Annotated in this window: 18 protein-coding genes and 1 riboswitch; of the genes, 17 read left to right on the top strand and 1 reads right to left on the bottom strand. The window is 40.9% G+C overall.

The window, feature by feature from the left end:
- The first annotated feature begins 64 nt into the window (after window positions 1-64).
- The 15 genes from sufD (at window position 65) to RYX56_RS07190 (ending at window position 15,400) form a co-directional block, all read left to right on the top strand.
- The gene (gene sufD / locus RYX56_RS07260; RefSeq protein ID WP_317121415.1) at window positions 65-1,372 is read left to right on the top strand and encodes a Fe-S cluster assembly protein SufD; all 1,308 of its coding nucleotides are present in this window, start codon (window positions 65-67) and stop codon (window positions 1,370-1,372) included.
- Window positions 1,372-2,592: a cysteine desulfurase gene (locus RYX56_RS07255; RefSeq protein ID WP_317121414.1), complete on the top strand. Its 1,221-nt coding sequence runs from the start codon at window positions 1,372-1,374 to the stop codon at window positions 2,590-2,592. The genes sufD and RYX56_RS07255 overlap by 1 nt, the downstream gene beginning before the upstream one ends.
- Entirely contained in the window at window positions 2,582-3,019 is a 438-nt protein-coding gene (sufU, locus tag RYX56_RS07250; protein ID WP_317121413.1) for a Fe-S cluster assembly sulfur transfer protein SufU, read from the top strand. The genes RYX56_RS07255 and sufU overlap by 11 nt, the downstream gene beginning before the upstream one ends.
- Window positions 3,020-3,079: 60 nt before the next feature.
- Window positions 3,080-4,477 carry a Fe-S cluster assembly protein SufB gene (gene sufB / locus RYX56_RS07245; protein WP_317121412.1) on the top strand — a complete coding sequence of 466 codons (1,398 nt, stop codon included), beginning with the start codon at window positions 3,080-3,082 and terminating at the stop codon, window positions 4,475-4,477.
- A gap of 165 nt (window positions 4,478-4,642) precedes the next feature.
- Window positions 4,643-5,491: a DUF72 domain-containing protein gene (locus tag RYX56_RS07240; RefSeq protein WP_317121411.1), complete on the top strand. Its 849-nt coding sequence runs from the start codon at window positions 4,643-4,645 to the stop codon at window positions 5,489-5,491.
- A 29-nt stretch (window positions 5,492-5,520) separates the two neighbouring features.
- Window positions 5,521-6,345: a sulfite exporter TauE/SafE family protein gene (locus tag RYX56_RS07235; RefSeq protein ID WP_317121410.1), complete on the top strand. Its 825-nt coding sequence runs from the start codon at window positions 5,521-5,523 to the stop codon at window positions 6,343-6,345.
- A gap of 12 nt (window positions 6,346-6,357) precedes the next feature.
- Window positions 6,358-7,728, top strand: a complete 1,371-nt coding sequence (locus tag RYX56_RS07230; protein WP_317121409.1) for a bifunctional metallophosphatase/5'-nucleotidase — start codon at window positions 6,358-6,360, stop codon at window positions 7,726-7,728.
- Between the two features lie 80 nt (window positions 7,729-7,808).
- Window positions 7,809-8,117, top strand: coding sequence for a YunC family protein (locus tag RYX56_RS07225; RefSeq protein WP_317121408.1), 309 nt, complete (start codon window positions 7,809-7,811; stop codon window positions 8,115-8,117).
- 165 nt (window positions 8,118-8,282) lie between these two features.
- A complete protein-coding gene (locus RYX56_RS07220) occupies window positions 8,283-9,383 on the top strand; it encodes an HD-GYP domain-containing protein (RefSeq protein WP_317121407.1) in 1,101 nt (366 codons plus the stop codon).
- Window positions 9,384-9,399: 16 nt separating this feature from the next.
- Entirely contained in the window at window positions 9,400-10,194 is a 795-nt protein-coding gene (locus RYX56_RS07215) for a thymidylate synthase (protein WP_047974006.1), read from the top strand.
- A complete protein-coding gene (locus RYX56_RS07210) occupies window positions 10,191-10,676 on the top strand; it encodes a dihydrofolate reductase (protein WP_317121406.1) in 486 nt (161 codons plus the stop codon). The genes RYX56_RS07215 and RYX56_RS07210 overlap by 4 nt, the downstream gene beginning before the upstream one ends.
- A 72-nt stretch (window positions 10,677-10,748) precedes the next feature.
- On the top strand, window positions 10,749-11,492 hold the full coding sequence (gene yunB, locus RYX56_RS07205) for a sporulation protein YunB (RefSeq protein WP_047974008.1): 744 nt from the start codon (window positions 10,749-10,751) through the stop codon (window positions 11,490-11,492).
- A 70-nt stretch (window positions 11,493-11,562) separates the two neighbouring features.
- A riboswitch (Lysine riboswitch) is annotated at window positions 11,563-11,739 on the top strand.
- A 127-nt stretch (window positions 11,740-11,866) separates the two neighbouring features.
- Window positions 11,867-13,414 (top strand): Na+/H+ antiporter NhaC family protein, encoded by a 1,548-nt coding sequence (locus tag RYX56_RS07200; protein WP_317121405.1) that lies wholly within the window; start codon window positions 11,867-11,869, stop codon window positions 13,412-13,414.
- 340 nt (window positions 13,415-13,754) lie between these two features.
- The gene (locus RYX56_RS07195) at window positions 13,755-15,284 is read left to right on the top strand and encodes a sodium-dependent transporter (RefSeq protein WP_317121404.1); all 1,530 of its coding nucleotides are present in this window, start codon (window positions 13,755-13,757) and stop codon (window positions 15,282-15,284) included.
- Entirely contained in the window at window positions 15,284-15,400 is a 117-nt protein-coding gene (locus RYX56_RS07190) for a methionine/alanine import family NSS transporter small subunit (RefSeq protein WP_082153780.1), read from the top strand. Before RYX56_RS07195 ends, RYX56_RS07190 begins: the two co-directional genes overlap by 1 nt.
- Before the next feature lie 35 nt (window positions 15,401-15,435).
- On the opposite strand, the gene RYX56_RS07185 is transcribed toward RYX56_RS07190, so the two are convergent.
- A complete protein-coding gene (locus RYX56_RS07185; protein ID WP_317121403.1) occupies window positions 15,436-16,443 on the bottom strand; it encodes a M23 family metallopeptidase in 1,008 nt (335 codons plus the stop codon).
- Window positions 16,444-16,640: 197 nt separating this feature from the next.
- Between RYX56_RS07185 and lipA the strand changes: the two genes are divergently transcribed.
- Together lipA and RYX56_RS07175 are read left to right on the top strand one after the other, a co-directional pair.
- Window positions 16,641-17,549: a lipoyl synthase gene (gene lipA, locus RYX56_RS07180; protein ID WP_317121402.1), complete on the top strand. Its 909-nt coding sequence runs from the start codon at window positions 16,641-16,643 to the stop codon at window positions 17,547-17,549.
- A gap of 149 nt (window positions 17,550-17,698) precedes the next feature.
- Window positions 17,699-18,991, top strand: a complete 1,293-nt coding sequence (locus RYX56_RS07175; RefSeq protein WP_317121401.1) for a homocysteine synthase — start codon at window positions 17,699-17,701, stop codon at window positions 18,989-18,991.
- Window positions 18,992-19,013: the final 22 nt, after the last annotated feature.

Raw genomic sequence — 19,013 nt, 5'->3', positions numbered from 1 at the left:
AGTTTCATCTGTACGATCAAGAATTGATGCAAATCAATGAATCAACAGTAAAGGGTGGGTATGTATGTCAATCGAGACAAAAGTAACGTTCGATAAAGAACAAATTCAAGCATTCTCGGATGGACGCAATGAGCCAACATGGCTTAAAGACATCCGTTTAAAAGGAGCAGAGCTTTTTGATACGCTTGCTCTTCCGAAACCTGAAAAAACGAAAATAGATAAATGGAATTTCACAGCTGGTAGCTATAACCTTGCTGAAGTAAAAGCAGCAGATAATATCGCTTCTCTTGCTGAGGGAATTCGTAACCTTGTTGGTGAAGAAGATAAAGTAGAAACCCTTCTCGCTCAACAAGATGGTTCAACTGTATACACGAAGACTTCTAAAAAATTGACGGACAAAGGTGTTATTTTCACAGATCTTGCAACGGCTGTAGCTAAGCATGAGGACCTTGTGAAGAAATATCTTTTCGGTGAAGCTGTTCAAGTTGATGAGAACCGTCTAACGGCTCTACACGCTGCGTTACTTAATGGAGGAGCATTTATCTATGTGCCACGTAATGTAGAAGTAGAAGTACCTCTTCAAGCGGTTTATGCGATTGGTGCAAAGGATGCTGGTTTATTCAACCATGTAATCGTTGTAGCAGAAGAGAATAGCTCTGTCACATACGTCGAAAACTATGTATCACTTAGTGAAGAGGCAACAGTAGCAAACATTGTCGCTGAAGTATATGCAGCACCAGGAGCTAAAGTAGCATTTGGAGCAGTGGACAATCTTTCAAGCAATGTGACTACGTATGTTGTACGTCGTGGACATGTTGACCGTGATGCACGTCTAGAGTGGGCGCTTGGTCAAATGAACGATGGAAACACAGTGTCTGAGAACACAACTCATCTAGTAGGGGATGGTTCTTGGGCTGATACGAAAACTGTTACCATTGGTCGCGGCAACCAAAAACAAAATTTCACAACACAGATCTTCCATCACGGGAAGAATTCTGAAGGATATATTTTAAAGCATGGTGTTATGCGTGATTCCGCAACAGCAATCTTTAACGGGATTACAAAGATTGAGCATGGTGCTACGAAATCAAATGGTGAACAAACGGAGCGCGTTCTTATGCTAAGTGAAAAAGCGCGTGGAGATGCGAACCCAATTCTTCTTATTGATGAAGATGATGTAACAGCAGGTCATGCTGCTTCTGTAGGTCGTATTGATCCACTTCAAATGTTCTACCTAATGAGCCGTGGTATCTCTCGTAAAGAAGCGGAAAGACTTGTTATTCATGGTTTCTTAGCTCCTGTTGTCACTCAATTACCGATCGAGTCAGTAAAAGAGCAATTGCGTGAAGCAATTGAAAGGAAAGTTCTGTAATGAACGTAGCTGAGATCAAGAAACACTTTCCGCTTCTTGACCAACATGTAAACGGACATCCTCTTGTCTATCTTGATAGTGCAGCGACTTCACAAAAGCCTGCATCCGTCATTGAGAAGCTTGATGATTATTATCGTCGTTATAATTCTAATGTGCACCGTGGTGTTCATACACTAGGAACAATGGCGACCGATGAATATGAAGGAGCTCGTGAGAAGGTTCGTACGTTTATTAATGCAACATCAGCTGAAGAGATTATCTTTACTCGTGGTACCACAACTGCACTAAATCTTGTAGCAGGAAGCTATGGTCGTGCTAATCTTTCGGCAGGTGATGAAATTGTCATCACGCCGATGGAGCATCACAGCAATATCATCCCGTGGCAACAGGTAGCGCGCGCGACTGGTGCAACATTAACGTATTTGCCACTTCAACCCGACGGTACGATTGATCTTAAAGATGTAGAAGAGACAATCAGTGAAAAAACAAAGATTGTCTCAGTGATGCAAGTGTCAAACGTACTTGGTACGATTAATCCTGTTAAAGAAATTGCAGAGATTGCTCATCGTAATGGTGCGATTATGGTTGTTGATGGAGCGCAAAGTGCCCCTCATATGAAGGTCGATGTACGTGATTTAGATTGTGATTTCTTCGCATTCTCAGGTCATAAGATGGGTGGGCCGACTGGAATTGGTGCCTTGTATGGTAAGAAAGAGTTACTAAACAAGATGGAACCAATTGAGTTTGGTGGCGAGATGATTGACTTCGTTGGTCTTCAAGAATCAACATGGAAAGAGTTACCTTGGAAATTTGAAGGCGGTACACCGATTATTGCAGGAGCAATTGGTCTAGGTGCTGCCATCGATTTTCTCAATGAGATTGGTCTAGATGAAGTTGAAAAGCATGAACATGAGCTAGCTCTCTATGCAATGGAGCGTCTTTCCGAGATTGATGGAATGACAATTTATGGACCAAAGCATCGTGCAGGCGTTGTGACATTCAATTTAGATGATGTTCATCCTCATGATGTGGCAACTGTCCTTGATGCAGAGGGAATTGCGGTTCGAGCAGGTCACCACTGTGCTCAGCCACTCATGAAATGGCTTGACGTAACAGCAACGGCTCGAGCTAGCTTCTACATTTACAATTCAAAAGAAGATGTAGATACCCTCAAAGAGAGCTTAGTAAAAACAAAGGAGTACTTTGGCGATGTCTTTTAATAACCTTGATACCTTGTATCGACAGGTGATTATGGATCATTATAAAAATCCACGAAATCGTGGCGAGTTTGATGGAGACACATTAACAGTCAACATGAACAACCCGACATGTGGTGATCGTATACAGATTCAAATGAAACTAGAAGGCGATCGTATCTCTGAAGCAAAGTTTGTAGGAGAGGGCTGTTCAATCAGCCTAGCTTCTGCATCAATGATGACTCAAGCCGTAAAAGGGTTAACAGCTGAGGAGGCGATCGGAATGTCTGAGATCTTCTCCAACATGATGCTTGGAAAAGAGTATGATGAAGATCGTTTTGATTTAGGCGATATTGAAGCACTTCAAGGGGTTTCGAAATTTCCAGCGCGTATCAAATGTGCAACACTCGCATGGAAAGCAATGGAGAAAGGCCTAAACGAAAAAGAATAGAGGTTTACTCTCGCTTTTGTTATAGTGAGAGTAAGCACCAATCAAAGGAGGTTTTCCGAAATGGCTAAAAAAATGCCTGAAATCGGTGAATACAAATACGGGTTCTCGGATCGTGACGTATCAATCTTCCGTTCAAAACGTGGTTTAACTCGTGAGATCGTGGAAGAAATTTCACGTATGAAAAGCGAGCCTGAATGGATGCTTAATTTCCGCTTGAAATCGTTAGAGCAATTTTATAAAATGCCTATGCCTCAATGGGGTGGCGATCTATCAGAACTTCACTTTGATGACATTACGTACTACGTAAAGCCATCTGAGAAGTCGGAGAAGTCATGGGATGAAGTTCCTGAAGAAATCAAAAACACATTTGATAAGCTTGGAATCCCTGAAGCTGAGCAAAAGTACCTTGCAGGTGTATCGGCTCAGTATGAATCAGAGGTTGTTTACCACAGCATGAAAGAAGAGCTTACTGAACAAGGTATTCTCTTCACTGATACAGATACAGCTCTACGCGAGCATGAAGAAATTTTCAAAGAACATTTTGGTACAATTATTCCTCCAACTGACAACAAATTCGCAGCATTAAACTCTGCTGTATGGTCAGGTGGATCTTTCATCTATGTGCCAAAAGGGATTAAATCGGATACGCCACTTCAAGCATACTTCCGTATTAACTCTGAGAACATGGGTCAGTTTGAGCGTACGCTAATCATTGCGGATGAAGATAGTTCTGTACACTACGTAGAAGGTTGTACAGCTCCTGTTTATTCAACAAACTCACTACACAGTGCGGTTGTTGAAATCATCGTTAAGAAAAACGCATATTGCCGTTACACTACGATCCAAAACTGGGCTCCAAACATCTTCAACCTCGTGACAAAGCGTGCCGTTGCAGATGCTGGTGCAACAATGGAATGGGTTGATGGTAACATCGGTTCAAAACTTACGATGAAATACCCAGCAGTTGTTATGCGTGGTGAAGGAGCAAAAGGTACGATCCTTTCAATCGCTATCGCGGGTAAAGGACAACACCAAGATGCTGGTGCAAAGGTTCATCACTTGGCGCCGAACTGTTCTTCAACCATCGTTTCAAAATCAATTTCAAAGCACGGTGGTAAAGTAACATACCGTGGTATTTGTCACTTCGGTCGTAAATCTGAAGGGTCTAAATCGAAAATTGAGTGTGATACATTGATTATGGATAACGAATCAACATCTGATACGATCCCATACAATGAGATCTTAAATAACAATATTACACTTGAGCATGAAGCGACGGTTTCAAAAGTATCTGAAGATCAACTCTTCTACTTAATGAGCCGTGGTATTTCTGAGCAAGAAGCAACAGAAATGATCGTAATGGGCTTCATTGAGCCATTTACAAAAGAACTTCCAATGGAGTATGCCGTTGAAATGAACCGTCTTATCAAGTTCGAGATGGAAGGTTCAATCGGTTAAGGATTGGATTATGATTGAGAACGTGCTTTGCACGTATGAAAAGCGGGTCCATAATGGATTCGCTTTTCTTTTCTACATATTACAGCCTTTGGCGATTAAACGTCATTTACTAGCAGCAACACAATTATTACACTTTATCTTCTTCAAAAAGGAAAGGTGAGTTCGTTGATATATATTGGATTAGCGGGTTGGGGAGATCATGATGATTTATATGAGGGGACACCAAGTCATGCTAAGCTTGAGACGTATTCAGGTTTTTTTCCGATTGTTGAATTAGATTCTTCTTTTTATGCTGTTCAACCATTGCGTAACATGGAAAAATGGGCAAGAGAGACACCACCTGGTTTTCAATTTATTGTGAAAGCGTATCAAGGAATGACCGGACACCAGAAAGGCTCAGCCCCATTTGATACAAGAGAAGAGATGTTTCAAGCTTTTATCGCGTCACTTCAACCTCTTCTAACAGCTGGAAAACTTGCGATGGTTCTATGCCAATTCCCACCTTGGTTTGATTGCAAGAAAGAGCATGTTGATTACATACGTTATGTCAAAGAACAATTAAAGGATATCCCTTGTGCACTTGAATTCCGCAACCAGACTTGGTTTACAACAGACATGAGAGAACGAACCCTTTCCTTTATGAAAGAAGAAAATTGGATTCATAGCATTTGCGATGAGCCACAGGCAGGTATCGGTTCAATTCCAACCGTGTTGCATGCGACTAATGAAGAAAAGACATTAATTCGAATGCACGGTCGAAATCGTCATGGTTGGAATGATCCTGGGAACGGAAAGTGGCGAGATGTACGCTATTTATATCAGTATAAAAAGCATGAACTTGAGGAATGGAAGAGAAACCTAGAACAACTTAAAAACGAGTCGAAAACGATCTACATGATTTTTAATAATAACTCAGGGGGAGATGCTGCTGGCAATGCCCAAGAGATGATTTCTTTAATGGACATTGAATACACAGGGCTTGCTCCTAGGCAACTTGATTTATTTTCGGAATGATAAAAGAAAAATAAAGGACGGTCCTTTTTATGGAGTGGATAGTACTCATCATTGTCGGCCTTATAGCAGGTACATTTGGAAGTTTACTGGGATTGGGTGGTGGAATTATTGTCGTGCCAGCACTCTTAATTTTAAGCACCACTCTTGGTATATTAGCTGGCATTACCCCGCAAGTCGCTGTTGGTACATCATTATTAATTATGATTTTCACAGGGTTATCTTCAACCTTAGCGTATATGAAACAAGGGAAAGTAGATTATAAAAGCGGATTACTCTTTTTTTGTGGAAGTGGTCCAGGTGCGCTTGTTGGAGTATGGTTGAATCGCTTTTTAGAAGTCGAGCCTTTTATGATCTATTTTGGGATCTTTATGATTATCGTTTCCGCAGTGCTCTTTATTCGTCCTTATTTAAAGCCAAGGCCCTTGTCTGAAAAGGGAATGAAATATCCATACACAGACGAGCTTGGGGTGGAGCGTGTATATGGCTACCGTCCTGTTCTTGCCATTATGATCGCTTTTTTTGTAGGGATGTTATCTGGTCTATTTGGGATTGGAGGAGGCTCTCTAATGGTGCCTGCGATGATCATTCTCTTTCATTTTCCTCCTCATATGGCAGTTGCGACATCGATGTTTATGATTTTACTTTCGGCTTTAACGAGTTCAATTTCGCATATTGTACTTGGGAATGTGAACTGGCTATATGCACTAGCTTTAATTCCTGGTGCGTACATCGGAGGAATAGCAGGAGCAGCGATTAACAGACGCTTATCTGGCAATGCATTATTACTTGCACTACGAATCTTTTTAATTATTGCTGCAATACGTTTGATTTATCAAGGAATGAGCGGGGCATAGGGAGGAGCAACAATGTCTATAGAAAGAGTTACATTATTTCACACGAATGATATTCATAGTGGATTTGAAACATGGGCAAAGCTTGTTGCCTACATAAAAAAACATCGAGATCCAAATAGTGTGTATCTCGAATTAGGAGACCATGCAGACCGCAGCCATCTCATGACGGAGGCTACAGCAGGAAAGGGAAATACGTTGCTTTTAAACGAAGCAAACGTCGATTATGCTACGATTGGTAACAATGAAGGTATTACTTTTTCTCATGAGGAGTTAGACACGTTGTACGATCAAGCGAACTTTTCTGTATTGGTCTCTAATCTCTTCAAAAGGAATGGCGAGCGTCCGAAATGGGCAAAACCATATGAAATCCATCATACGGATAATGGAGTGAAGATCGCCTTTATTGGAGCTACGGCACCTTTTAGTCAATTTTATAAGCAGCTTAACTGGGAGATTACCCCGCCGATAGATGCCATTAAAGAATGGGTCGGAGAGGTTCGAAACAAAGTAGATGTTGTTGTCGTCCTTTCTCATCTTGGATTGTTTCGAGATGAAGAGTTAGCAGAGAAGGTGGAAGGAATCGATGTCATCTTAGGAGCCCATACCCATCATGTGTTAGAAAAAGGGAAGAGACGTTATGGGACGTTAATTGCTCAAGCCGGAAAGCATGGGGCCTTTCTTGGGAAGATCACCATTGACGTCGATATGACGACTCACTCTGTTGTAGCAGATAAAGCAGAGTTGATTGACCCGAGGAGTTTAGAAGTAGAAGACCCGCAAACGGTAGAGTTGCTAGAGCAGCTCTTAATAGATGCTCAAAAGGTTTTAAATGAAAAAGTAGCGACCTTACCAACTTCATTGCGTGTATCCTGGCAAGACGAATCAGAAGCTCCTCAATTACTTTGTGATGCCTTGACGGAATGGTGCAAAGAGAGCATCGGAATGATGAATGCCGGTGTACTTCTTGATACGTTTGAAAAAGGACCTGTAACAAAACGTGATATTCACAAATCATGCCCGCACCCGATTAATCCATGTGTGGTGGAACTATCAGGTGAAGCGTTACGTAAGACGATCATTCGAGCATTTTCTTCTGAGATGAGAACTCTGGCATTAAAGGGTTTTGGATTTCGCGGGAAGATTTTAGGGAGAATGATCTTCACTGGTATTGAAGTGGAGCTGGATCAAAATGAGCAGGTTCTCGACATTTTGATTGAAGGAAGACCAATTGAGTTAACCAAGATTTATACGATTGCCACACTTGATATGTATACATTCGGCCATCTATACCCAGCGATTGCCGATTCCAAAAAGAAGACCTATTACATGCCTGAATTGTTACGAGATGTGCTCAGGTGGAAGCTAGGACAAATTTGGGCATAGTGGATGTTCACTCATTTCTTTTCTAGGTCATATCGTAGTAATGAATACGGATGATTGCTAGAAGGGGAGTGTGAGAGAACATGCTTGAAATGACACCTATTACCATTAAAAATGAAACGTTTATAGCAGTTACGTTAAAACTGCCTAAAACGAATTTTATGGCTGTTACGAATGATGTTGGTTATATTATGTGCGGTGCTCTTGATGTTGGTCTACTAAACGCAAAGCTTAAAGAACGAAAGATTGTTGCAGGGCGTGCAGTGGGTGTAAGAACGATTGAGCAGCTGCTAGAGGCTCCGCTTGAGTCGGTGACACTTGAAGCTGAAGAGTTGGGCATAACGGTTGGGATGAAGGGAAAAGACGCTCTTTTAAAAATGAAGTACAAGTAATAAATGAAGCCTTAGATGCACAATCTACTGTTGGTTGCGTATCGGAGGCTTTTTTGTTCATAAAATATAAGCTAATTCATATAAAATCCCCTTCACCTTATCCCGTAGTTGCGTTACACTTTGTAAGAGAAAAGTGTAAATGACACGAGGATTAGGGTGAGCTAGATGCGATTGGTTGCTGTTAAAAGTGTTGAGCCTGGGGCAAAGTTAGGACGAGATATTTATAACGATAATAGTCAAATTTTACTTTTTAGGGGAGCGGTATTAACTGGGCGGTTATTAACTCGTTTAGTTGAAATGGGCATCCATTATATCTATATTGAGGACGAATTGACGAATGATATTATGGTTGATTCGGTTATACGTGACGAGACAAAGAAGCGGGCGATTAAAACGATTAAAGAAGAGTTTAAAATAATTAGTGAAGAAGTTATTTTAAAAAAGACAGTGAATTTTGATCAATTAAGCCAAAATTTCTCTACGGTTGTTCATTCGATTCTAGCAGACATTAAACATAATCCAGACGCTTTAGCTATGCTTTCAGAAACGTATGTTTATGATCATTACATATTCACCCACTCACTCAATGTAACGATTTACACATTAGGACTTGCGACGAAGCTGGGCTATTCCTCAAAACAATTAAATGAGATCGGACTTGGAGCCCTATTGCATGACGTAGGGAAAATCGCCGTTCCAATTGAAGTGTTGAATAAGCCAGGACGCTTAAATAAGGAAGAATTTGAACTGATCAAAACACATCCTAAAGCAGGATTTGATCTTCTACGAGATGTACCTAATATCCCGCTGCTAGCCGCTCATTGCGCATTTCAGCATCATGAACGACTTGATGGAAATGGCTACCCTAGAGGCCTAACAGACAATCTCATTCATCCTTATGCTAAAATTATTGGGATAGCGGATGTCTTTGATGCGGTTACATCTCATCGGGTATACAGGAAGCCGATGCTCCCTCATGAAGGACTTGAATTGCTTTATTCAGGTGCAGGCATTCTTTTTGATAAAGGACTTGTCGAGACATTTCGAGAAACCATTGCGCTCTATCCAGTCGGTTTAACCGTAAAGTTAAATGATGGTCGCCTGGCGATAGTGATTAGGCAAAATAAACAAATGAGTACCAGACCTGTGATTCGTGTATTTAGCGAAAGTGGAAGAAAACTTAAACTTACGTATGATATCGACTTAATGGAGTATTTGGATACGACTATTATTGAAACGGAAACTACATTAGCAACTGCAAATTAAAAGGGGATGAGCGAGAGTGAAACAGTATCTTACGCTATGTGAGCATGTACTCAATGAAGGGGAAGAAAAGTCAGATCGAACAGGAACAGGTACAATTAGTACCTTTGGTTATCAAATGCGATTTGATTTAGGAGATGGTTTTCCTGCTCTTACAACAAAGAAACTACATCTACGTTCCATCATCCATGAGCTTTTATGGTTTTTAAAGGGTGAGACCAATATTGCTTACTTAAAAGAAAACAATGTGCGTATTTGGAACGAGTGGGCAGACGAATCTGGAGATCTTGGTCCTGTATACGGTAAACAATGGCGTTCATGGGAAGGCGCAAATGGGAAAGTAATAGACCAAATTTCAGAAGTGGTGGAGCAGATCAAAACGAATCCTGACTCTAGAAGATTGATTGTGAGTGCTTGGAATCCTGCTGAAATTGATGAGATGGCACTTGCACCATGTCATTGCTTGTTTCAATTTTACGTAAATGATGGTAAGTTATCATGTCAGCTCTATCAACGTAGTGCTGATATCTTCCTCGGTGTTCCATTTAATATTGCTTCCTATGCTCTTTTAACGATGATGATCGCTCAAGTAACAGACCTTGAGCCTGGTGAGTTTGTTCATACATTTGGAGATGCACATATTTATTCGAACCATATGGAACAAGTGAAGCTACAGCTTACAAGAGAGCCAAGATCACTGCCGAAAATGAAAATAAATAAGGAAGTTACATCTATTTTTGACTTTACCATCGATGACTTTGAGCTTACTGAATATGATCCTCATCCACATATCAAAGGTGAGGTATCTGTATGATCTCCTATATCGTCGCAATGGATAAAGAACGCACAATCGGACGAGACAATGATTTGCCATGGCATTTGCCAGCAGACTTAGCTCATTTTAAACGAGTCACATCAGGGCATACGATTGTGATGGGACGCAAAACGTATGAATCAATTGGACGACCACTACCTAAACGTCGAAACGTGATCCTTACTAGGAATACAGCATATACAGCTGATGGATGCGACGTTGTGCATCAAGTCGCTGATGTTGTGAAGCTTGCCAAGGAAGAGGATGAATGCTTCATTATTGGTGGAGCTGAGCTCTTTACGTTATTTTGGGATGAGGTCGATCGTTTATACGTCACCCATATTGATGAAACATTTGATGGTGATACGTTCTTTCCTGAAATCAAGGAAGAAGAATGGAAACTCCTCTCAGCAGATGAAGGCATTGTAGATGAAAAGAACCGTTACCCACATACTTTCTGTGTGTATGAGAGAAAAAAGTAATCGTTTGTAAAGAAATACAAGTCAAATTGTCCACCCCCTTTGCATATACATTAGGCAAAGGGGGTTTTCAACGTGAGATTCGGTAAACCATCGAGACCCCGGAAAGGTCCTTTACCATTTCGGTATGTGCTGCTCTTATCCTTCTTAATATTTGTGATCCTTACTGTGCAAGGACTTTGGATTATTGAGAAAGGAATTAGACCCACACTTGTCCACATTGCAACAACAGAAACGAGAGTCATCGCAACTCGCGCGATTAATGATGCTGTATCGAAAAAAATCGCATCGGATCTTGATCAAGGAGAATTATTTATAAGGGATGCTGATAATACGCTTCAATTTAATACGCAGATGTATAATAGAATCTTGTCAGAAGCCACCAATCGAGTTCAACGTCATTTAAAGGCGATTGAGCAAGGGGAAACATTTGATGTGTCATTTGAGAACGAGGAAGCTTTCACCTCTGATGGAGGCATTATTTACACGATTCCTTTAGGGCAAGCAACCAATAATGCTCTACTCGCTCATCTCGGTCCGCAAGTTCCAGTCCGATTCTCAGCGATTGGGGATGTGAAGACGGATCTTAATATGAAAACATTTAATACTGGCATTAATAACACGACCATGTCAGTCAATTTTGATGTAGTAGTCGACGTTAAAATTGTTATCCCGTTTGCAACGAATACAGAAGCGATTAAAACGACCATCCCTGTTGGTTTGATTAATATTCAAGGAGACGTACCTGAATATTATTCTGAAGGGGGAGGAATGATTGTACCTGCACCTGGTTCTTCCTTAGGAGGTGGCGATAATTAACATTGTCAACCATGTAAAACTATGATAAGATAATTCGGCAAACTTAATAATGTGAGTTGCCTCATCAACATGGTGGGGTAGAGGCGCGAATGTAAAAGAGTACGCACTTGGAGGATGACAACGTAGAGAAGTGTGAAAAGGTTCATTTGCCGAAGTGGGAAAGAGGAGTCAGAACTTTTCTGCTGGGGTTGCATTGAAGAAATGTAACACTGTCACAGCTGATTAGCTGTGGAGAACTACTGTTGTGATGGGGATACCTGTGCTTATTAAAGCCAATAATGGGTAACCGTTATTGGCTTTTTTTATACTCTCATACAGATGAGTATAGGAAACATCCCTGTATCAACATATTATATCAAAGGGGGATGGACCGAATGGAAGGTTCAATTTTATCGTTACTGCCACCAGTGCTAGCGCTTGTTATGGTTATTTTAACGAGACGAGTTCTATTGTCACTAGGTGTCGGTATTATTGTTGGCGCACTGATGCTAAATGGATACAATCCAGTCGATAGTGTAGTTGAAATTGCTTCAATTGTAGGAGCTATATTTGTTGTAGATGGGGCCATCAATGATTGGGAACTTTATATTATCTTTTTCCTATTGTTACTTGGAATGATGGCAGCACTTGTTACTCGTTCTGGAGGTAGCCGTGCATTTGGTGAATGGGCAATGAAACGTGTAAAAACACGAGTAGGCGCTCAAATGGTTTCGGTTATTTTGGGGATTTTAATCTTTATTGATGATTACTTTAACAGTTTAACAGTAGGTAATGTCAGTCGTCCGCTAACCGACCGTCACCGTGTATCCCGTGCTAAACTTGCTTATCTAGTCGATTCAACGGCTGCTCCGATGTGTGTTATTGCACCTGTATCGAGCTGGGGTGCTTATATCATTACGATTATTGCAGGGATTCTAACTACACATGGTGTGACGCAATACGAAGGTCTGCAAGCCTTTATGCTAATGGTTCCGATGAACATTTATGCACTAGTGGCCATTGGTTTAGTATTAGCAGTCGTCTTATTTAAATTGGACTTTGGCGCAATGCGAGTCCATGAGGAACGTGCTATAAAAACAGGAGAGCTTGTTGATCCTGAATCAGGTGCAATCCCAGGGGACCAAGAGGATCTGAAAGTTAGTGACAAAGGACGTGTAGGCGATCTTGTGTGGCCAATCGTTGCTTTGGTTGTTGGGACCGTTGCATTCATGATTATTACAGGTATTCAAGCTAGTGAAGGTGCGGCGACAATCCTTTCGACGTTTGAAAATACAGATGTCGCAACATCACTATTATATGGTGGATTAATTGGTTTTGCTGTTGCTTTAGTGCTTAATCTCATGAAGAAGACTGAAGCACGTGATTTTGGCGCAACAATCTGGGCTGGGATTAAGTCCATGCTTCCAGCTATTTATATCTTACTATTCGCTTGGACGATTATTGCGATTATTGGTGATTTAGGAACAGGGCAATATCTTGCTTCTCTAGTAGATGGAAACATCCACCCAATGTTCTTGCCAGCGATTTTATTCTTAATTGCCGGTTTTGCTGCATTCTCAACTGGAACATCTTGGGGAACGTTCGGTTTGCTACTTCCGATTGCAGGAGAAATGGCTGCCGTTATTGATATTACGATGATGCTTCCGATGCTTGCAGCAGTTCTTGCTGGAGCGATTTTCGGAGATCATTGCTCACCTATCTCAGATACGACAATCCTCTCTTCTACAGGAGCAGGAAGTCATCATATTGACCATGTAGTTACTCAGCTTCCGTATGCGATTGTGGCAGCTGTAATTACGTTACTTTCCTATCTTGTACTTGGTGCAACTGGAAGTGTGATCTTAACATTGCTGACGGCATTCGTCTTACTTGTGATTACCGTTCTTATATTGAAAAAGCTCTCTACGCCAATTGAAGCGTAGCAAAGTGGCTTCTGCATCCTAGCAGAAGCCTTTTTTGGGTCTTATTACCTTCTTTTATGGATTAATTTAATAAAACCTTTAATAAATGTGACATTTTTCTTAAATTTATTTTGACAAACCCCAGGGTAATCATTATAATAAAAAAATGAATAGTCTGATAACTCTAAAGGTGGAGGGGTTGAAAAAAAACGATACTACCATACGTTGATGCGCTAAATTGACTTGTCGAAATAATTGTCAAATAATTTTGACAAAAAATATTTTTGTGCGGATACTATTTACAGAATTTTTAGAATACTATTTAAAGAACACAGCACATAACAGAGGGGAGTTAACGAAAATGGCTAGAGAGCAATGGGGGACTAGAGCAGGATTTATTTTAGCAGCAATTGGGTCAGCGGTCGGTTTAGGTAACATTTGGCGCTTTCCATATGTTGCATATGAAAACGGTGGAGGAGCATTCTTTTTACCTTATCTTTTTGCACTATTAACAGCGGGGATTCCGTTACTTATTATGGAGTTTACATTAGGTCATAAATACCGTGGATCTGCACCACTTTCTTATGCTCGTTTACACAAAAAAGCAGAATGGATTGGTTGGTGGCAGGTAGCGATTGCCTTTGTTATCTCAACTTACTACGCCGTTATTATTGCGTGGGCGATTGCTTATACGTACTTTGCATTCAATCAAAGTTGGGGTGAGGACACTGGTGGATTCTTAATGGGAGAATACCTTCAACGCATTGATCTATCAGGTGGAGCGCTTGGTGAAGTCGGCTCACTTGTACCAGGTGTATTCATTCCTTTATTAGTTGTCTGGGCAGTTACGCTAGGAGTTTTATTTAAAGGGGTTAAACGCGGAATTGAGATGGCTAACCGTATCTTCATCCCACTTTTAGTCGTTATGTTCTTATTAATTGTTATTCGTGCAATAACACTTGAAGGGGCATTAGTTGGTCTAGATGCATTCTTTGCTCCTAACTGGAGTGAGATTATGTCGCCGGGGGTGTGGGTAGCCGCATACGGTCAGATATTCTTCAGTTTATCGATTGCCTTTGCAATCATGATCACCTACTCAAGTTACCTTGGGAAAAAATCGGATATTAACAACAATGCCTTTATTACAGGTTTTAGTAACTCGAGTTTTGAGTTGTTAGCAGGTATTGGGGTATTCGCAGCACTTGGGTTTATGGCAACAGCATCTGGGGTTGGTGTAGACGAGGTAGCAAGCGCAGGTATTGGCTTAGCCTTTGTCGTCTTCCCGGAAATCATTAATACATTCCCAGGTATGAATGGATTCTTCGGGGTCTTATTCTTCGGATCATTAGTGCTTGCTGGTCTATCCTCACTTATTTCAATTGTTGAAACATTTGTTGCAGGCATTCAAGACAAATTCAAGCTTTCTCGTACAAAAGCTGTTGCCTTTGGTGGAGGGTTATCAGCCGTTATTTCTTTACTATTTGCTACACAGGGCGGACTTTTCTTCTTAGATACAGCTGATTACTTCATCAACCAGTTTGGTGTAGCATTAGCAGGTCTAGTATCTGTTATCGCTGTTTCTTGGTTCATTCGTAAGCTTCCTGAACTACAAGGTCATGCAAATGGTGTATCAGACTTTAAAACAGGTCTATGGTGGAAGGTTTGCTTGAGCATCATTACACCAATTGTTCTTGGGTACATGGCGATTCAGAATACGATTACCAATATTACTTCTAATTATGAAGACTACCCAACATCGTTAGTCGTAAGCTGGGGCTGGGTTGTTGCAATTGGAGCCATTGTGATCGGGTTTGTGTTTGCATCCTTTAAATGGCAAAAGAACGACTTAGATGTACCAGCAGATTCAAATGATAAAGGAGCTGATCTATAATGAGTGGAAGCGCAATTGTCATGATGGTTATTGGCATACTAATCATTTGGGGCGGAATGGCTCTAAGTATTTTAAATGCAGTCAGAGTAGCAAAACAAAAGAAAGCATCATCTTAAGGCACAAACAAGGAGTCAGCATAATGCTGACTCCTTTATTTTTTCTTTTTGCGATCCTGATAGGCTTTTCGTTCCCATGACTTTAATGATGGAAACGGATCAAATGACCATTCTGTATATCCATTATCTCTGTACATGCCATAGTGGAGGTGAGGTGGGAACTTACCTTGTGTGCCAGGCTTTCCGTATCCTGAACTCCCACAATACCCAATCACATCACCAGGTGAGACGATGCTTCCTTCTTCAATTCCTTTTTCGAAGCCACTTAAATGAGCATAATAATGGTAAATATTATCTAAGTCACGAATTCCAATACGCCATCCTCCGTACATATTCCAGCCTTTAACCTCAACTTTTCCATAAGCCGTTGCCCGGACAGGTACATTGTAACCAGCGAAAATATCCGTACCTTCATGTATACGTCTGCCTCCCCAACCACGACGGTCTCCCCATGTGTTCTTATAACTGTAATTATGGTTAAGTGGAATAGGGAAGGCATGATCATCTAAATCAAGATTTCCAAAATGCTCATAAACGGTAGCGTGTCCGTGGATGATCGAGACAGATTGCTCGCGTTGGTAATAATCCCAAAGGGCAATCCTAAAATCTTCTTCATCAAATCCGTACTGTTCTAAATAGTTGGCAAATGTATAGAGTACATCTTCATCATCGCTTAAACTTGCGATCCCATCACCGTTCCCATCAAGCCCGACTCCATTAAAGAGGCTAATGGACAAAGGATCCGTATCTTCTTTATTGGGGTTAATTGGTCCAGCCCACACTTCTGGCTCATAATAAATAGAGATTAATCCTTCTTCTCTTGGACGATCTCGTTGAGCTCGACGTAAGCCTCTCTCGTATGTGTCAGCGGCAGCTAAGTAATACCAAGGTACTTGAGTCACTGTCTCCATTTTTTGATAAAGCTCCATCCGTCCTTTAAAAATCTCTTCTTGGCTCAGTTCTTCATTGTTAGCATGAGTATGTTGTGGAGTGGAACTGATAATAATTAAGGTCAATAATAATAGTTGTATTGCTCGCTTCACTTTATTCCCTCCTCTAGGAATTCCCTTCTTCTCTAGTGTGCAAAGTTTTTAGAGAAAAATATGAGTGAATCAATGGAAATTTCGAGCGAGAGTTTGGTCATTTACGAATAATCATGATAAAGTATAGAAAGATAAATGCAGCGAGGTTTGTCGATTTTCGTATGCAGAATATGGGAAAGCGGATGGAGTGATGTAGCGTGGCAAAAAAAGAAGAACATTTACGCAAGCCGGAGTGGCTAAAAATAAAGTTAAATACGAATGAAACGTACACAGGATTAAAGAAAATGATGCGCGAGAAGAATCTACATACAGTTTGTGAAGAAGCGCGCTGTCCTAACATTCATGAGTGCTGGGCAGTAAGAAAAACGGCAACCTTCATGATTCTAGGTGACGTTTGTACACGCGCATGTCGTTTCTGTGCTGTTAAGACAGGTCTTCCAACTGAACTTGACCTACAAGAGCCAGAACGTGTAGCGGACTCTGTTGAAATGATGGGGTTAAAGCATGCTGTTATTACAGCGGTTGCACGTGATGACTTAAAGGATGGTGGTGCGGCTGTATTTGCTGAAACTGTTCGTGCTATTCGTCGTAAAAGTCCGTTCTGTACAATTGAAGTTTTACCATCTGATATGCTAGGTAATTTTGATAGCTTAAAAACATTAATGGATGCCAAACCAAATATTATGAACCACAATATTGAAACCGTTCGTCGTCTTTCACCGAGAGTTCGTGCACGTGCAACGTATGAGCGTACATTAGAATTCTTACGTCGTGCTAAAGAAATGAACCCAGAGATTCCAACGAAATCAAGCTTAATGATTGGACTTGGAGAGACAAGAGAAGAGATTATTGAAACAATGGATGATCTACGTGCAAATAACGTCGATATCATGACGATCGGTCAGTATTTACAACCAACGAAGAAGCACTTAAAGGTTCTAAAATACTACACACCAGAAGAGTTTGCTGAATTTAAGGAGATTGCTCTTGAAAAAGGCTTCAGCCACTGTGAGTCTGGTCCACTAGTTCGTTCATCTTATCATGCTGATGAGCAAGTAAACGCAGCACAAGTAAGGGAAGAAGCTAATAAAGTAGCTAAATCATAAAAAAGAGCGCCGCGGCGCTCTTTTTTCTTTTGTGAGACTAGAATGAACATTGCGGAATACTACTCTAACTTGACAAGTCGGAATAGTGTGAATATTATTGAATCAATATGATCTATTCATAAATATATACAATACTTGGGGGAATTAAGATGAGTGAAGAGAACCACTTTCGTCCTGAAACATTAGCGATACATGCTGGCCAAGAAATTGATCCTACAACATTTTCACGTGCCGTTCCTTTGTATCAAACAACCTCATATGGATTTAAAGATACAGATCATGCGGCTAATTTATTTTCATTAAGTGAATTTGGAAATATTTATACTCGCCTGATGAACCCAACGACGGATGTATTTGAAAAACGTGTGGCAGCACTTGAAGGTGGGGCAGCGGCTCTTGCTACAGCTTCTGGACAAGCTGCTATTACATATTCCATTTTAAATATTGCCGAAGCAGGAGATGAAATTGTTTCTGCAGCAAGTCTTTACGGGGGTACATATAATTTATTTTCAACTACTTTGCCAAAGCTTGGGATTAAAGTGCATTTTGTCGACCCAACAGACCCTGCTAATTTCAAGGCTGCCATTACTGATAAAACAAAAGCGATCTATGCAGAAACAGTGGGGAATCCTAAGGGCGATGTATTAGATATTGAAGCTGTAGCAGCGATCGCTCATGATCACGACCTACCTCTAATTGTCGACAACACCTTCCCAAGTCCTTACTTACTACAACCATTTAAACATGGTGCTGATATAGTTGTTCACTCAGCCACGAAATTTATTGGTGGTCACGGGACATCAATTGGCGGTGTGATTGTCGATGGTGGGAAGTTTGATTGGACGAAAACGGATAAATATCCTGGTCTGACTACACCAGATCCCAGCTATAACGGGGTCGTTTATACAGAAGCAGTTGGACCAATTGCCTACATTATAAAAGCACGCGTTCAACTTTTACGAGATTTAGGAGCCACCATTTCACCATTTAATTCTTTCTTATTGTTGCAAGGGTTAGAAACGTTGCATCTTCGTATGAAGCAGCATAGTGAAAATGCACTTGAAGTCGCAAAGTTTTTAGAGGCTCATCAGTCTGTAGATTGGGTATCCTACTCAGGTTTAAAGTCTCATTCTTCCTATGACTTAGCTCAAAAATACTTGCCAAAAGGGCAAGGGGCCATTTTGACGTTTGGATTAAAAGGTGGGTTAGAAGCTGGTAAAAAGCTGATTCATTCTGTTGAATTATTTTCACACCTCGCTAATGTGGGCGATTCAAAATCACTTATTATCCACCCTGCGAGTACAACTCATCAGCAATTAACAGAAGAAGATCAACTAGCTGCAGGGGTTACACCTGGTATGATCCGTTTATCCATTGGAACAGAAGCAATAGAAGACATTTTAGAAGATCTTGGCCAAGCAATTGGAAAAAGCCAAGAATAAAAAAGAAGGAGCTGCCGATCAG

It is taken from the genome of Alkalihalophilus lindianensis, assembly GCF_032843265.1.
Classification (GTDB): Bacteria; Bacillota; Bacilli; order Bacillales; family Bacillaceae_D; genus Alkalihalophilus; species Alkalihalophilus lindianensis.
The sequence above is the reverse complement of the archived record's forward strand: the minus strand, read 5'-3'. Positions and strand labels throughout refer to the sequence as shown.

Coding starts and splice junctions, on each gene's coding strand:
- RYX56_RS07255 (WP_317121414.1), top strand. CDS start 1,372: ATGAACGTAGCTGAGATCAAGAAACACTTTCCGCTTCTTGACCAACAT.
- sufB (WP_317121412.1), top strand. CDS start 3,080: ATGGCTAAAAAAATGCCTGAAATCGGTGAATACAAATACGGGTTCTCG.
- RYX56_RS07220 (WP_317121407.1), top strand. CDS start 8,283: ATGCGATTGGTTGCTGTTAAAAGTGTTGAGCCTGGGGCAAAGTTAGGA.
- RYX56_RS07235 (WP_317121410.1), top strand. CDS start 5,521: ATGGAGTGGATAGTACTCATCATTGTCGGCCTTATAGCAGGTACATTT.
- RYX56_RS07230 (WP_317121409.1), top strand. CDS start 6,358: ATGTCTATAGAAAGAGTTACATTATTTCACACGAATGATATTCATAGT.
- RYX56_RS07200 (WP_317121405.1), top strand. CDS start 11,867: ATGGAAGGTTCAATTTTATCGTTACTGCCACCAGTGCTAGCGCTTGTT.
- sufU (WP_317121413.1), top strand. CDS start 2,582: ATGTCTTTTAATAACCTTGATACCTTGTATCGACAGGTGATTATGGAT.
- sufD (WP_317121415.1), top strand. CDS start 65: ATGTCAATCGAGACAAAAGTAACGTTCGATAAAGAACAAATTCAAGCA.
- RYX56_RS07190 (WP_082153780.1), top strand. CDS start 15,284: ATGAGTGGAAGCGCAATTGTCATGATGGTTATTGGCATACTAATCATT.
- RYX56_RS07210 (WP_317121406.1), top strand. CDS start 10,191: ATGATCTCCTATATCGTCGCAATGGATAAAGAACGCACAATCGGACGA.
- RYX56_RS07175 (WP_317121401.1), top strand. CDS start 17,699: ATGAGTGAAGAGAACCACTTTCGTCCTGAAACATTAGCGATACATGCT.
- RYX56_RS07225 (WP_317121408.1), top strand. CDS start 7,809: ATGCTTGAAATGACACCTATTACCATTAAAAATGAAACGTTTATAGCA.
- RYX56_RS07195 (WP_317121404.1), top strand. CDS start 13,755: ATGGCTAGAGAGCAATGGGGGACTAGAGCAGGATTTATTTTAGCAGCA.